Origin of the sequence: Sinisalibacter aestuarii (assembly GCF_027923545.1) — a bacterium.
GTDB lineage: Bacteria > Pseudomonadota > Alphaproteobacteria > Rhodobacterales > Rhodobacteraceae > Sinisalibacter > Sinisalibacter aestuarii.
Genome location: NZ_BROH01000001.1, coordinates 712,875 through 727,857 on the forward strand (window position 1 = coordinate 712,875; position 14,983 = coordinate 727,857).

Below are 14,983 nucleotides of genomic sequence, written 5' to 3' on the forward strand. Positions count from 1 at the left end.
GGACAGATGACTGACGAGGAAGCCGTTACCTACCCGCTCGATGTGATCGAACCGCTGAAGGAAAAGGCGTTTGAGGCCGGCCTGTGGAACATGTTCATGCCGGAGCTTGGGGATGATGATCCCGGCACCCGTATGACCAATCTGGAATATGCTCCACTGGCTGTGGAAGTGGAGCGTGTGCTCTGGGCCCCGGAGGCGTTCAATTGCTCCGCGCCAGATACGGGCAACATGGAGATCCTCAAGCGGTTCGCGACGCCCGAGCAGAAAGAACGGAGGCTTGAGCCGTTGATGATGGGCGAGATGAGTTCGGTTGTCGGGCTTACGGAACCCGACACTGCCTCGTTAGACCTGATCAATCTGCCGACGGCGATCCTGAAAGATCGCGAAGATTACGTCATCAATGGTCGCAAACGGTATTCGACCGGCGCCACGCACCCGAACGCCAAACTGGCGATCGTTTTTGGCGTGTCGGAGCGGGTCGTCCATCAACTGGGCATGCCGCATTGTTGTCTGATGCCGAGAGTGGCCCAGAAGCTTGCCGAGAGCTTCCAACGGCACTCCGCCAGAGATCAGGACCGATGCAAAAGAGTGGCGCAGGTCATGAACCCGAAGGCCGTGCGGGTCTGTCTCTTTTTGCGCCAGGCCCAAGGGCGTTCAAATCCGGCATGTGCGAGCCGGTTGAACTGGGCACGAGGTAACTGCCAGTCGCACATTCCTCCATCGCCTTCAGCATGATTAGGGCCTCATTTGACAACGGGATGTGCCTTCGGTTCCTGCCCTTGCTCTTGCGAGGCGGGCGGTTCCAGATGCCTTGCTCCAGATTGAGGACTATCCGAACCTGTCGGACTACGTCCGCGACCTTTATCAGCTACCGGGCCTCGCCGACACCGTAAGCCTGTGGCACATCAAGCAGCACGATTGCGTGAGCCAGTGCATCATAAATCCGATGCAGGTCGTCCGCGGGGCGCGGAGCCGGATTTCGCACGTCTGCATGACCGCAGTCGCTTCGCGCTGCGCAAGGCGGGCTGATGCCCCCCATATCCCCGCATCCGTGCGTCAACGCACAACGGGTGCCACATCATCGCCAATACGAAATCTGCCCTGACGTTCCCATATCGGGGCAAAGAGGAAATAGGAGTGTTCCATGACCTTCAGACCCGTGGTTGCTACCAGCCATGCACAACCTGCAATCGAAGGTGCGGGTGTTCACCTGCATCGCGTCTTCGGATTCGGCGACCCGTCGCTGACCGATCCGTTCCTGATGATGGACGATTTCCGCAATGACGATCCCCGGCTCTACTCCAAGGGCTTTCCGTGGCATCCGCATCGCGGGATCGAGACGATCACCTATGTGCTCGACGGCCAGGTTGAACATGCCGACTCGCTTGGCAATCGCGGCGTGCTTGGTGCGGGGGCGGTGCAGTGGATGACCGCCGGGGCGGGCATCCTGCACCAGGAAATGCCCGCGGGTAACGAAAAGGGCCAGATGCACGGGTTCCAGCTCTGGGCGAACCTGCCCTCGGCGCTGAAGATGACGGCGCCGCGCTATCAGGATATCGCGGGGACTGACATTCCCGTCGAGGGCGATGATGATGGCACGGTGGTCAAGGTCATCACCGGCTCTTTCCGGGGCAAGACCGGGCCGGTGGATGGGATCGCTGCCAGCCCCATGCTGCTCGATGTCTCGGTGCCTGCCGGGCGCCGCAAGGTGCTGCCGGTGGATACCCGCGCCAATGCGCTGGCCTATGTCTTCGCGGGTTCGGGCACGTTCCGCGATGCCAGCGATCCTGTCGGCATCAAGGTCGAGAAGGAGTATCGCGGGCAGGAACTGAACATCCGTGACCAATCCGGCAACCGCACGTTGGTCCGGTTCGGATCGGGAGACGAGATCACGGTGCAGGCGGGCGACGAGGGTATCCGTTTTCTGCTGATGACGGGACGGCCGATCGAGGAACCTGTCGCCTGGCACGGACCCATCGTGATGAACACGCAAACCGAATTGCAGCAGGCGTTCCGTGAACTCAACAACGGCACCTTCATCAAGCACGGCTGAAGGTGCTTCTCCAAACCAAACCCAATCGAAAGGACAAGAACATGGCACAACCAAAAATCGCAATCGTCTTCTATTCTACCTATGGCACCAACCACGCAGTCGCTCAGGCGGCGGCGGACGCAGCCCGCGAAGCAGGTGCCGAGGTTCGTCTGCGCCGCATCCCCGAGACCGCGCCGAAAGAGGTCGTCGAGGGCCAGGAGGCCTGGAAGGCGCAGCTCGAAAAGATGAGCGACATCCCCGAAGTGACTGCAGAGGACATGGACTGGGCCGACGGTTACTTCTTCTCATCGCCCACCCGGTTCGGCGTTACCGCGAGCCAGGTGCGTGCCTTCATCGACACGTTGGGCGGGCTGTGGGGCGCCGGCAAGCTTGCCGACAAGACGTTTACTGCCACCACCAGCGCGCAGAACCCGCATGGTGGGCAGGAGGCCACAATTCTCAGCCTCTACACCACGGCCATGCACTGGGGCGCGATTATCGTCGCACCGGGCTTTACTGACGAGACAATTTTTGCGGCCGGTGGCAATCCCTATGGCTTCTCGACCAATGCCGGTGGTCTGGACGATGCGGGTAAGGCGGCGATCGCCCATCAGGCCCGGCGCCTGGTCGAGATGACGGCAAAGATTGCCAGCTGAGCCGAACCGGTTCCCGGCGCCGCCTCAGCATCGCAGGAGTGGTGCGCGGCAGGTCATCGCTGCGCCTGTTGCGACGGGGGTAGCCATGACGGCCGAAACGGCGATTTCACCTCATGGTGGCCCGCCGCCGTTTTGAGCGGCAAGACAGCAAGGGTGCGCCGACCCTCGATCGTCGACGGGTGACATCATGGCAAAGACCCCCTCTGACGGGGGATCTGATCCAGGACGCAAATGACCTGACGCGCGAGCGATTGTCGCGTGTCAGGTTCTTTTTTTGCAAATTTCGCAGCCGGGTTCGCGAACGACCGCGTGGCCCCGGTCGGGTTTCGTATTGTCGGGGCCATCCCGCCGGATCTGTCCGGCGGCCCCTTCGGGGCGCCAGTGCCGGCAATGTCAGTCGCCTTCGATCATCCGTTCCGGGATCAACGGGCGCAGCCATCGTCCCGCACGCGTCCGGAAGACCGGATTGTGCAGGCACAGGGCGCCCACGAACCCGACGGATACACCCAGCAACGTGTCGATGAACCGCGCCGCGACAAGCGCATCTGTGTCGCCGTGGCCCAGCGTCGGCGCTTCAGCCAACAGGATCGCTACCGGCGTGATGAAGATGACAGCGAAGCCATAGTGCCGGACGATTGCCGTTTCGATCAGAAAAATCAGACCCATGACCATCGTCGCAACAATCCAGCCGTTTTCGACAAACGGCAGCATCCCCCAGGTCAGCAATAGGCCAATCGCCGTGCCGGCAATCCTATGAACCTGCCGGTTCCAGACCGCCCGCAGGGACACACCCTGAATAATGGCCAGACAGCTTATCGGGACCCAGTATGGTTTTTCCAGTGAGAGTGCCTCGGCAAGACTCAGTGACAGGCCGATGAACAGGCCGATGACAATGGAATCGAACCAGACCCTGTTGAACCCGGCAACCGGCGCAGGCGGTATCGCGTCGGCAGGGCGTCTGGCGAGAATGAAGATGCTGTAGATATAGGCGATCAGCAAGGTGTGGATGCAGCCGATTGCCAACAGCCCCGTGCGGAACGGAATATCGCTCCATGCACCGGGGGTGTAAGCGCCGATCGCGCAGGCCATGATGAAGAAAAGACTACCCGGAGGTCCCACACGGTAGTAGCGGCAGATCATGGTCGCGAAGATCGCGACCAGCGTAGTCAGCGGAGCCCTTGCAATGGGCATGACATGTGCGAAGGCACCAAGGGTGAAACAGCAGATCATCCCGAAGCAGAATGCCATCAGGGCGCCCATGCGGTGATGCAAGGGCGTCGCGGGCAGATAGAGAAACACGAACCCGGACAGCGAGACGATCATGCCCTCGGCCATCCTGCCGAACGCCGCGGCGACCAACAGCGGCAGTCCGGCGGCGATGGCTGCGGCGAATGGCATCTGCCAGGGGCGGTCGCTGGAGTTGATCGTGGCAAATTCACGCCATTCCCTTGCAGCAACCTGTCTGATCTTCGCCCAGTTCATCGTCATGTTCCCGACCACACGCAAGGCCATGATACGAATACCGCGGACCAGAAGCGACCGGAGCTTGCAGGTGCTTTCGCCGCGCCGCACCGCCGCTTTCGATATGTGGCGCTATCCCGACGCGGCGTAAGGGGCAACGTCCCTGACCCATAGCTGAGGGTCAACACTCCGGGGCCATCTCCCTGCGGCACAGGCTGACCGTGATGACATGCGGGGGGGCACCGAGCGGTGTTGCGCGAGCGAGGCTCGTCCAGCAACCACATCAGACGTACGACGCAGATTTGCAGCGACCCGGCAGTGCAGGCCAGCACCATTCTGGCCCCAGCCTCGGCGGCATGAGGCAGCACCCGCTCCATCTGCCGCATGCCTGCCATGGATGAAACTCGGCAGGATGGTGCTTGTGGCGGATCGTCCGGCAGACGCGCAAGACACCTCAATGAATGATCTCCACGCCACACGGATCCTTTGTTCTGCTTGGCTCAGATCACGGGCCGCATCAGTGGCACCGACAGAACCAACGCCACCAGTTCCGCCTGCCTTTGCACGCCGGTCTTGGCGAAGATGTTTCGCAGATGAAATGCGACGGTCGTGCCCGAGATCGCCAACCGGTCCGCGATCTGGCTGCGGCGCAGCCCTTCGGCCAGCAAACAAGCCACCTGAGCTTCCATCGGGGTCAGGTTGAACAACTGGCCAAGGGTCGTATTGTCAAGAGAAGGCTGACCATCCGCGCCGCTCAGTATCAGCATGGCGACCGCCTCGTCATGGTGCGCATGCGCCGGCAACGACATCCCGACAACCATGAGATGGCACCCGTCATCCAGGCGCAAGCCCGCCGGCGCTGTCGCGCTATCCGAAATCAACCCGGCGATCAGAGCGGACAGTTTCCGGCCATCCTCGCCGCCGGCGGCGATGCGCTCCCTCAGTGTGATACCGGTCTGCTCGGCCAGGCGCCGAGCGAGAGGATTGGCATGGACCACCCCGCCATTGGCGTCGAGCAGCACCACGCCGATGGCCAGGCGATCGAGCGCGGTCAGGCCGGAACGGTCTCCCGGCATTGCGCGCAGCCGCTGCATCCGGTTCAGGCGCGATTCAACGGTGGCTCGCAGCAGGTCGTAATCAATGGGTTTGGTCAGATAGTCGTCGGCCCCGGCGATGCGCCCGTCGATCACCTGCTGGCGTGAGGACAGGGCGGTCAGGAAGACGAAGGGCACATCGTCGAGATCGGGCCTGGTCCGACGTAGATGGGACATGAAATCCCTTCCGTCCATGCCGGGCATCAGGATGTCGCACAGGATCAGATCGGGGCGCCGGCTTTCCAGAAAGGCCAGCGCCTCGCGTGCATCTGCGGCAGCCGTGACGGCATAGCCGGCCTCGTGCAGTTCAAACGCGATGTCGTCACGCAGAGACGGCTCATCCTCGACACACAGGATCAGCGGCGCGGTCATGCGGAAACCTCCCTGGGCAGATAGAGCGCGGCCGCCAGGCCGCCTCCGGCGCGCGGCATCAGACTTACCTCGCCCCCCTGCATTCGGGCGAGATGGCGCGCAAGTGTCAGCCCCAGCCCGGAGCCAGGCAGGGTTTCGTGCCCGCTACCGCGGTAGAACCTGTCGAAGGCGCGCGCGATCTCTTCGGCCGACATGCCCCTCCCCCGGTCCTCGACCCGACAGACGATGTGAGTCGGCGACTGCGAAACCTCGACATCGACGCGGCAATCCAACGGCGAGTACAGAAGCGCATTGCAGAACAGGTTGGACAGGATTTCGCCGGTCAGCGCCGGATCGCAGAGCGCGACCATCGGCGCCGCCTGCGCCTGCTGCCGGATGCGGGAGGGGTCGCGATCCTGTGCCGTTACCACGAGGTCGTCAATGACCGAGGTCACCAGATCACGCAGGTCATGAGCACTCAGATGGGGAAGAACCGCGTCACGTTCCAGCCGTGACATCATCAGGGCGGTATCCGTCAGCTTCACAAGCCGCGCAACCGCCTCGCGCGAGACGGCCACCTTTTCCGAAACCAATTCCGGCGAAACCGGGCCACCGCGCCGGGTCAGGCGGTGCATGGCGCTGTCGATCACTGCCAGCGGCGTGCGGAGTTGATGGGCAATCAGATCGGCGAAGCGGCGGTTGTTCTCGGAGGTTTCGCGCTCGCGTTCCAGATCGCCGGCCAGCTTTTCAGCCCGGAGGCGATCCAGCCGCCCCCTCATCAACCGCCTCTCGCGATCGATCAGGATTGCGGCTAACCCCAATCCTGCCAATGCGGCCCCCAAGACCGACACCAGCGCGAGGCGGTGCAAACGTCCCAGACGGTCCAGCCGCTCAGCCTGAATCTGCCATTCGTAGGACATTACCAGACTGGCCTTGCCCCGCAGGGCTGCGACCAGCGCCGTAACATGTGCCCGCAGCGCGGCCGGATCAGCCCCTTGCATGGGGTCAAGCGCCAGCAGGCCGCTGCGCCAACCTGCAAGCGTTTCGGAGATTCCCGCGTTTTCGAGAAAGCGGCGTTGTGGCCCCTCTTCCAGCAGTGTCAGTCGGGAAAGCAAGACATCAAAGCGGGTCTGGATCTGTTGCGGCGGCATCTCGTCAGAAAGCGCGAGCGCGAGGTTCATTGCTTCGATCTGCGCCTGTCCAAAAACCCAGATCATGTTTTCAGTGGCGTCGATCCGCATCTGACGTTCCAGCTGAACCAGCTGCCACGCCGCGAGCCCCAGAAGACCCAGACAGATCAGCACCAGGCCGCCAAGCCCCAGGTATCGTATCCACTCCTGGCGGGTGGTCATTGCACATGCAGTGCGACAAGCTGCCAGACCCATCGCATGTCATAGCGGATATCGGCCAGGACGCTGTGATCGTCGCGAGGATAAACGATCCAGACCGGGCCCTTGTCACGCGGGGTCAGAGGCACACCATCCATGTAAAGTGCTGCCAGAACATCAAAACGGTGAAAATCCTCGATCGGGATATCGACGACATAGTCGTTCAATGCCGTGGCGCGCACATGACTTCCCTCGGCCCCGGCGCGGGCAAGGATGTCGCGCATCAGCACGCCGCGAAACTCTGGCTGGTGATCTGTAACGCTGGTCGATGTGGCAAGCTCATGCCAGTCCATCGCATCGAAATCCGCGCGCGTCAGGTCCACCCTGCCATCCGTGACCGCCCCGGTCAGGGTCAGCAGGACACTCTCGGCGACCGCCGGCATGGAGCTGAGCAAAAGCGCCGCAATCAGCGCGATTCGAGCGATACGATGCCGCAAAATCATAACCACAACCTGACCTGAAAACCCAATTCCAAGGCGACCTTAGCACAAAATACCGGACGTTCCCCGTTCAAACGAACGGGGCCGCCGGTCTTCCGCAAAGATATACTCGGGATCAAACAACAGGAGGAACGGCGCTTGTCCATTTTCTCGACCATGTACAGGCCAGGCGGCGCCCTTCTGATCGGCCTGCTGGCGCTGCCGGCGCTGGCCGACGAACCGGGCGGGCTGGTTACCGGCAGTTTTGGCGATCAGCCGCTGGAGCTCACCGTTGCCCCCGAATTGTCCGGCGCAACGATCATCGGCAACTACGCCGATGCGTCGCTCCTTGCCGCGCTGATGGAGGGCGAGCAGGGGCCGGTCAACCTGGATCTGACGATCAATGGCGAATTGCCTGCGCCCGGCGAAATGGCGCTGACGATCACCTTCGCCCGCGACATGGGGCGGAACTGGACCGGCGATCAGGACAGCCTGACGCTGACACTGGACGAATTCGCGCCGGGCGACGGGATCGTCGCCATGAGGGGCACGCTCACCGGACAGGTCAGCGGCGGCCCCGCATCCGAAACCCGACCCGTCACTTTCAGCTTCGACACCCGGCTTGAAGAGCTTGACTAAGATGACAGGCGCCACCCTTGCCCGAACTGCGGCCCTGCTGATCGCCACGGCAATGCCAGCATTGGCCAATGAGCCGGCCAAGGAGCCGCCCAACCCGGTCTGCCACGCCGACATTCACCGCGCGGGAAATTTCGATCTGCGCCAGATAGGTCCGCTGATCGCGGGAACATGGACCGAATCCGCCATCGGAACGAGTGTGGCGATAGGCGTTCAGAGGAGCACCTTCGAGATCATTTATGACCGGAGCCGCAACCGATTGTATCTGGGTCAGGACGGCATTCGGAGCGAACTGGTGCCGGTTCGGCGTGGCAACAAGCCGCTGCGTTATGATTTCGTGCGCGGCGAAGCTATGGACCCGAAGTTTTATATGTTGACTTCAACGGGTTCCGAGCCCCCCGCCGAGCCCTTCGAATGGGCTTTGGTTCAGGATTGCCAGATCGCGTCGGCGCCGCAATTCGAATGGCAGTTCGGCACCGGCGCACAGCGCTCCGACGGGATCATCAGCTTCTTCTCGGCTACCGAAGCGATGGGGACGAAACGCAATTCGGCGCAGGGCGTCCGCGAACAGTTGATAAGCCGGTAGGATAGGCGATGAAGGTGCTTCTCTCACTTGTCCTGTGCTTCGGCATCGTGGCCCCTGCCGGCGCATTGGAGGCAATCGGCGAGATCAGGGCAAACCTGGACGATGAAGAACTGAACTGGCAGGTGCTGCGTCAGGATGACGGCTCGGCGATGGTGCAGATCACCGATATCGGCCCGCTGACCATGATCGACCTGCATGCGCTTGGCGACGGCAGCATTTCCATTGGCCTGATCTTTCATGGCAAGCCTTCGCGCGATACGTCACCCGCCGGTCTGACCATCGACATGCGACCGGATCGCGGGGCGATGGCGGGCACCGTCTGGGAAAGCGAGGATGAGCCGCCCCGGATGCAGATCGACCTTCTGGAGCTTGCGGGCGAAGGCCGGATCCGGGCCGATTTCTCGGCGGTACTGTGCCGCCGGGATGCCGCTGACGATTGTCGAAACATCCAGGGGCGGATCGACAGCTCGCTGGGTGCCACGCCATGACACTCGCCGGGTTTCTGGCCGATCCGCTGCGCGTAACGCATGTTTCCGACAACCTGCTGGAGATCGAAAACCGACCGATCCGGCGGGCGGCGATCGCCGTGGCGGTGATACTGGTGGCAATCGCGGCGGGCCTCGCGGCCATCGCGGACGGCGCCACCGGCACCGGCATCATCCTGCTGGCCATGGTGGGGCTCATCGGCTGGCTCTACCTGCATGAACTGGTGCAACTGACACAGTTGCGCCTGGATCGCGATGCGGGGCTTGCCCGGCTGCGGGTGACGACGCTGCGCGGGCGCCGCGAAGAGACATGCGCCCTCGCGGACCTGCACAGGGTGGAAAGCGTCGCGCATTACGGAACGGCAGCAGGAAACGACGAGACCCGGCTGGTGCTGGTATGCGGATCGGGACCGGAGCGGCGCGAGATCGTCATGCCGATGTCCCGCCCGGATCCCGAAGAGGTGGCGCATCTGACAGGCGTGGTCAATGGCTGGCTGTCCCGCCGCGAACAGGGAGTCTCGTCATGAGCATCGAGACGAACACGCCAGATCTGCTGGAACTGGAGCTGGGGATACCACGCTTCATCCTGTGGTTCGTCATGCTGCCCGTTCTGCCGGTCACGCTGATCGGGCTGGCCAATCTGATCGGCGGCGAGTTCATGACCGCGCTGGTGCTGCTGGTCGGGCTGAACGGCGCCTTTGTCGCCGGGTACATCGCCTTATCCGAGCGCACACGGCTGAAGCTGGACGCTCGATCCGGGCAAGTCAGCATCACCCGAATATCGCGCCTCGGCATGCGCCAGCGGGACTATCCGCTGGAGACGCTCGACAGTGCCGAACTGGACCGCAGCCATTCTCACGACCGGCGTGAGGGCCGCTCTACCTCGAAGGTGGTTCTGGTCTTTCGCAACACCCGGCCGGCGACACGAGTTCCGCTGTCGCGCTGGGGCGTTTCGGGCGATGGGCCCGCGCTGATCGCCAATGACATCAACGCCTGGCTGCGAGGTTACTTCGGGGACGAAACGAGCGCCCCCGCCCATCACCTCTCAAGCTGATCTACACCCGAAAGGAAACCGGAGCTTTGTGGGATTTCAATATAGGACAAGCGTTCAGCCTGATGATGCGGACGCTGCCTTTCGTGCTCTTGCGGGCAGTGGTCTATTTCGGGATCGCGCTGGCCTATATCCTTGCGACCGGCGCCGGCATCGGCATTGGCTGGGGCGTCGGCGCCTTCGGGGATGCCGACTTTCGCGCGGCCTCGATGACCTGGGGCGGAATCGCGGGCTTCGGCCTGACCGGCGCGGTGATGTACTGGCTGCGCGAGTATATCCTCTACGTCGTCAAGGCGGGTCATGTCGCGGTTTTGGTCGAGCTGATCGACGGCAAACCCTTGCCGCAGGGGCGCGGCCAGATCACCCATGCCACGGCCGAGGTGAAGGAACGGTTCGGTCAGGCGTCGCTGCTCTTCGCGCTGGACCAGCTGGTCAAGGGGGTGATCCGTGCCATTACAGGGCTGGTGCGCGGCATTCTGACCATCCTGCCGATCCCCTATCTCCGGCAGTTGATGGGCGTCGTCCAGGCATTCCTGCGCATGGCGGTCGGGTTCATCGACGAGGTGATCCTCGCTCATGCGATCCGCACCCGCTCGACGGATGCCTGGGGATCGGCGCGTGAGGCGCTGGTGCTCTACGGCCAGAACTGGAAAGTAATGCTGCGCAACGCCGCCTGGCTGACGCTTTTTACCTACGGCCTCGCCTTTCTGATCTTCCTCGTGATGCTCGCCCCGGCTGCGGCACTGGTCTACGCCATCCCCGGCGCCTGGTCGGCGGGCGGCTTCGTCTTCGCGCTTCTGTTCGCATGGAGCGTCAAGGCGGCCTTCCTGGAACCCTTCGCCGTCGCCTGCCTGATGCAGGTCTATTTCAAAACGACCGACGGCCAGCAGCCGGACCCGGAATGGGATGCGCGGCTGGAGCAGATGTCGTCGCATTTCCGCAAGCTGAAAGAACGCGCGGGCGCCCGCTTGGGAAGCGCGCAGAACGGAGAACCGGTATGAAACCTCTTGTGACTGCCGGGCTGGCCGCCCTGACCTGCTGCATCGCGGCGCCGACACTCGCCCAGGAGCGCCCGAATACGATCCTTGTCCTGGATGCATCAGGGTCGATGTGGGGCCAGATCGACGGGGTGAACAAGATCACCATCGCCCGCGAGGTGGTGGCCAGCATCCTGTCGGATTTCCCCACCGACCAGCACCTCGGGTTCGTCACCTATGGCCATCGTGAACGCGGGCAATGCACGGATATCGAGACGATTGTGGCCCCGGCGCCGGGCACCGCCGACGAGATCACCCGCATCGTCAACGAACTGAATCCGCGCGGCATGACCCCGATGTCCGATGCCGTCATCGCCGCCGCCCAGGCGCTGCGCCATACCGAACAGGCGGCGACCGTGATCCTCGTCTCGGACGGCATCGAAACCTGCAACCCCGATCCCTGCGCCGCCGCCCGCGCGCTTGAGGCGGCTGGCGTGGATTTCACCGCCCATGTCATCGGCTTCGACGTCAGCGGCGAGGCCGAGGCGCTGATGCAGATGCAATGTATCTCCGAGGAGACCGGCGGCAGATTCCTGACCGCCGACAATGCCCGCGAACTGACCGACGCGCTGCGCGAAGTCACCGCCGCGCCCGCGTCTGCAACCTTAACCTTCACCGCAAACCTTGGTGGCGAGGGGATCGGCGACGCCACCGTCTGGGACCAACCATCAACGCCGCCGAACCTCCCCCTTCTGGGCGGCGAGGTGATCTGGGAAATCTCGGACACCGGGTTCAACAGGGTGCGGACGGGCACCGCAAATCCCTTCACCGCCGATCTGCCGTTCGGCGATTATATCGTGACGGTCCATTCGACGGCTCAGGACGACGTCTCGCAGACCGAAATCAGTCTGGCATCGGACAGCGCGCGCAATGTCCACGCGATCTTCCCGCCCATCGCGCCGGAGCAGCCCGCTGCACAGGTATTCGCTCCGGCGCAGGCCGTTGTCGGGTCCGCGTTCAGGGTGACCTGGGAAGGCGAGGACCTCCATCCGCGCGACTACGTCACCATCGTGCCCGCCGAAGCAGAGGACGGGATCTATGGCGACTACGACCGGCTCGAGGACCACACCGAGGGCGAGTTGCGTGCTCCGGCCGAACCGGGCCTCTACGAGGTACGCCTGCAACTCGACGCGGGCGACCGCGTTCTTGCCCGCACCCCGATCGAGGTGGTCGATGCAAACGTCACCGTGTCGGTCCCCGCGCAGGTCGTGGTCGGTTCGGCTTTCCCTGTGACCTGGCAGGCCGAGGGGCTGCACCCGCGCGATTACGTCACCATCGTTCCTGCCGGGGCCGAGGACGGCGCCCATGGCGATTATGACCGCATGGAAGGCCGCACCGATGGCGAACTGCGCGCCCCAGCCGAACCCGGTCTATACGAGGTGCGCCTGCAACTCGACGCCAGCGGCCGGGTTCTCGCCCGCGCTCCCGTCGAGGTGGTCGATGCCGACGTCTCCATATCCGCGCCGGCGCAGGTCGTCGTCGGGTCGGCATTCAGGGTGACCTGGCAGGCCGAGGGGCTGCACCCGCGCGACTACGTCACCATCGTTCCTGCCGGGGCCGAGGACGGCGCCCATGGCGACTACGACCGCATGGAAGGCCGCACCGATGGCGAACTGCGCGCCCCGGCCGAACCCGGTTTATACGAGGTACGCCTGCAACTCGACGCCAGCGGCCGGGTTCTCGCCCGCGCTCCCATCGAGGTGGTCGATGCCGACGTCTCCATATCCGCGCCGGCGCAGGTCGTCGTCGGGTCGGCATTCAAGGTGAGCTGGGATGCCGAGGGGCTGCACCCGCGCGATTACGTCACCATCGTTCCTGCCGGGGCCGAGGACGGCGCCCATGGCGATTACGACCGCATGGAAGGCCGCACCGATGGCGAACTGCGCGCCCCAGCCGAACCCGGTCTATACGAGGTACGCCTGCAACTCGACGCCAGCGGCCGGGTTCTCGCCCGCGCTCCGGTCGAGGTGGTCGAGGGCAATGTCTCGCTCAACGGGCCCGACAGGGTGCGGGCCGGAACGGAAATCACCGTATCGTGGGCCGGCACCATCCATCCGCGTGACTACATAGCCATTGTTCCCGTCGGCACGCCCGACGGCGAGCAGGACGGCTACCGCCGCGTCGGCGACACCGAAGAAACGGCCACGTTGACCGCCCCAGCCGAGCCGGGCGCCTACGAGATCCGCTACCATCTCGATCACGGCAACCGGGTCATGGCACGCCGCCCGATCGAGGTTCTGGCGGCGGATGCGCCGATGGACGAGGGCGCCGGGCTCGTGGTCCCTGGCACAGCGAGGCCGGGCGAAGTCGTCACGGTCTCATGGACAATCGAACCTGGCGATACCGACCGGCGTGTGGCGCTGGCACGAGCTGACGCACCCGACTTTACCTGGATTGCAGCCCATCGCGTGGGCGACGAAACCGAAACGGCATTCAAGCTCCCGGACGAGCCGGGACAATACGAAGTGCGGTTTCTCGACCTTCAACGCCAGAGCGTTCTCGGACGCGCGATGATCACGCTCGGCGAATGATCTGCGACAATTACAATCAATCGGGAGTACTCACGACCATGCTCAGAATAGCCATCACCGCATGTGGCTTCCTGGCCCTTGCCGCACCCGTCCTGGCAGCGGAACCGGGGGGAGCGGCATCAGGGACGATCGCAGGCGAAGAGATTGAACTGTCGGTCTGGACAGAGCAGTCCGACTTCACATCTTCAAGTTTTTCAATCTATTTTTGGGCACCGGCACTGAGAGAGCGCGGTCTGGGCAGCTTGTCCCTCGGCGCAGAGTGGCTCGGCGATCTCGACGGTGACTTCTTTTCCGCGGAAATCGACGTCCCGATTCTCGAGACCGATCCGTATCGCATTTACCGTGCGGACCTGGATGATGAACTCTCCCTGACAATCACGAGCGCCTCATACCAAGGCGGTATGCTGGCGATCGCGGGCCAGGTGGAAGGTGTTCTAACCAGTATGGACCGGATGGCCCTTCGCAATCCTGACCCCGACGACACTCTCAGTGTCAACCTGACATTCGAAGCAGTACTGAGCGAGTTGCAGTGAGGATCGCGGCGTTTTCCCTGATCGCAATCTGCCTGTCCGCGCCTGTGCTGGCCGATCAGGCGGGTGGGAATATGAAGGGGTTTCTGGAAGAGACACCTGTTTCATGGCGCATCGACGCCGACCGGTCGGAATACCATTTCGAGAGCGAAGGCATCGGCTCTCTGCGGATTCTTGCCGAACCGCAGGAGGTCCCATCGGGCATCGGTTCCATCCGGTTGCTGGTGATGGTGGCCGAGGGAACCACAAGTCTTCTCGAACTGAGGATCGAGGACGAAGGCGGACATTCCGTTCTTGGACTGTCAAGCGATGCAGGCGGGCAGGTGATGCTCGACATCGACCGCGCCAAGGACGGTACACTTTACGTCACCGGCGTTATGGAGGCTGACCTGACGGCATACCCGAAGTCCGGCCGAACTGACGGCGAACGACAAACGCTGGTTCTGGATGTGGATGGAGGCCGGATCACGGCCACCGGCCACTAGCGTTCTGCGGCAGGGAGGAACAATCCAATGAGACCCGTCATCGTTTTGACAGCCATTTTGTCCTGCGCTGCCGTTCCCGCACTGGCGCAGCGCGCGGGCGACAGCTCCGACCTTTGCGGAACGTCCTCGCCGGCAACGTGGCAGGGCCTGCGGGAACAATTCGTGGGTGACTGGCGCGTTGACCACCTGTCCGGCTACGTCCTTTCCGGCAGGATGGTCATCCCCATGGAGCCTTCCCCCC

16 protein-coding genes are annotated in these 14,983 nt (G+C 63.3%); 12 read left to right on the forward strand and 4 right to left on the reverse strand.

What is annotated here, in order from left to right; all coding sequences use genetic code 11:
- Positions 1-6: 6 nt before the first annotated feature.
- The 3 genes from QMG28_RS21020 (at position 7) to wrbA (ending at position 2,688) form a co-directional block, all read left to right on the forward strand.
- Positions 7-735, forward strand: coding sequence for an acyl-CoA dehydrogenase family protein (locus tag QMG28_RS21020; protein ID WP_434784414.1), 729 nt, complete (start codon positions 7-9; stop codon positions 733-735).
- A gap of 409 nt (positions 736-1,144) precedes the next feature.
- A complete protein-coding gene (locus QMG28_RS03615) occupies positions 1,145-2,053 on the forward strand; it encodes a pirin family protein (RefSeq protein ID WP_281840790.1) in 909 nt (302 codons plus the stop codon).
- A gap of 41 nt (positions 2,054-2,094) precedes the next feature.
- Complete coding sequence (gene wrbA, locus QMG28_RS03620) at positions 2,095-2,688, forward strand: NAD(P)H:quinone oxidoreductase (protein ID WP_281840791.1); 594 nt, start codon at positions 2,095-2,097, stop codon at positions 2,686-2,688.
- Between the two features lie 393 nt (positions 2,689-3,081).
- Here the strand turns inward: wrbA and QMG28_RS03625 are convergent, their stop codons facing one another.
- From QMG28_RS03625 to QMG28_RS03640, 4 genes are all read right to left on the reverse strand, one after another.
- Positions 3,082-4,176, reverse strand: a complete 1,095-nt coding sequence (locus tag QMG28_RS03625; protein WP_281840792.1) for an FUSC family protein — start codon at positions 4,174-4,176, stop codon at positions 3,082-3,084.
- Between the two features lie 473 nt (positions 4,177-4,649).
- The gene (locus QMG28_RS03630) at positions 4,650-5,615 is read right to left on the reverse strand and encodes a response regulator (RefSeq protein WP_281840793.1); all 966 of its coding nucleotides are present in this window, start codon (positions 5,613-5,615) and stop codon (positions 4,650-4,652) included.
- A complete protein-coding gene (locus QMG28_RS03635) occupies positions 5,612-6,946 on the reverse strand; it encodes a sensor histidine kinase (protein ID WP_281840794.1) in 1,335 nt (444 codons plus the stop codon). The genes QMG28_RS03630 and QMG28_RS03635 overlap by 4 nt, the downstream gene beginning before the upstream one ends.
- Positions 6,943-7,365, reverse strand: coding sequence for a putative pterin-binding protein (locus tag QMG28_RS03640; protein WP_281840795.1), 423 nt, complete (start codon positions 7,363-7,365; stop codon positions 6,943-6,945). The genes QMG28_RS03635 and QMG28_RS03640 overlap by 4 nt, the downstream gene beginning before the upstream one ends.
- 195 nt (positions 7,366-7,560) lie before the next feature.
- Here QMG28_RS03640 and QMG28_RS03645 point away from each other — a divergent pair, with 195 nt between their 5' ends.
- The 9 genes from QMG28_RS03645 to QMG28_RS03685 all read left to right on the forward strand — a co-directional run bounded on the left by QMG28_RS03645 (position 7,561) and on the right by QMG28_RS03685 (position 14,742).
- Positions 7,561-8,040 carry a hypothetical protein gene (locus tag QMG28_RS03645; RefSeq protein ID WP_281840796.1) on the forward strand — a complete coding sequence of 160 codons (480 nt, stop codon included), beginning with the start codon at positions 7,561-7,563 and terminating at the stop codon, positions 8,038-8,040.
- A 1-nt stretch (position 8,041) separates the two neighbouring features.
- The gene (locus QMG28_RS03650; protein ID WP_281840797.1) at positions 8,042-8,623 is read left to right on the forward strand and encodes a hypothetical protein; all 582 of its coding nucleotides are present in this window, start codon (positions 8,042-8,044) and stop codon (positions 8,621-8,623) included.
- 8 nt (positions 8,624-8,631) lie between these two features.
- Positions 8,632-9,111 carry a hypothetical protein gene (locus QMG28_RS03655; protein WP_281840798.1) on the forward strand — a complete coding sequence of 160 codons (480 nt, stop codon included), beginning with the start codon at positions 8,632-8,634 and terminating at the stop codon, positions 9,109-9,111.
- A complete protein-coding gene (locus tag QMG28_RS03660; RefSeq protein WP_281840799.1) occupies positions 9,108-9,635 on the forward strand; it encodes a hypothetical protein in 528 nt (175 codons plus the stop codon). The genes QMG28_RS03655 and QMG28_RS03660 overlap by 4 nt, the downstream gene beginning before the upstream one ends.
- Positions 9,632-10,162 (forward strand): TMEM70/TMEM186/TMEM223 family protein, encoded by a 531-nt coding sequence (locus QMG28_RS03665; RefSeq protein ID WP_281840800.1) that lies wholly within the window; start codon positions 9,632-9,634, stop codon positions 10,160-10,162. Before QMG28_RS03660 ends, QMG28_RS03665 begins: the two co-directional genes overlap by 4 nt.
- Before the next feature lie 62 nt (positions 10,163-10,224).
- The gene (locus tag QMG28_RS03670) at positions 10,225-11,160 is read left to right on the forward strand and encodes a hypothetical protein (RefSeq protein ID WP_281840801.1); all 936 of its coding nucleotides are present in this window, start codon (positions 10,225-10,227) and stop codon (positions 11,158-11,160) included.
- Positions 11,157-13,727, forward strand: coding sequence for a VWA domain-containing protein (locus QMG28_RS03675; protein ID WP_281840802.1), 2,571 nt, complete (start codon positions 11,157-11,159; stop codon positions 13,725-13,727). Before QMG28_RS03670 ends, QMG28_RS03675 begins: the two co-directional genes overlap by 4 nt.
- Positions 13,724-14,260, forward strand: a complete 537-nt coding sequence (locus QMG28_RS03680) for a hypothetical protein (protein WP_281840803.1) — start codon at positions 13,724-13,726, stop codon at positions 14,258-14,260. The genes QMG28_RS03675 and QMG28_RS03680 overlap by 4 nt, the downstream gene beginning before the upstream one ends.
- A complete protein-coding gene (locus tag QMG28_RS03685) occupies positions 14,257-14,742 on the forward strand; it encodes a hypothetical protein (RefSeq protein ID WP_281840804.1) in 486 nt (161 codons plus the stop codon). Before QMG28_RS03680 ends, QMG28_RS03685 begins: the two co-directional genes overlap by 4 nt.
- The last annotated feature ends 241 nt before the right edge of the window (positions 14,743-14,983 follow it).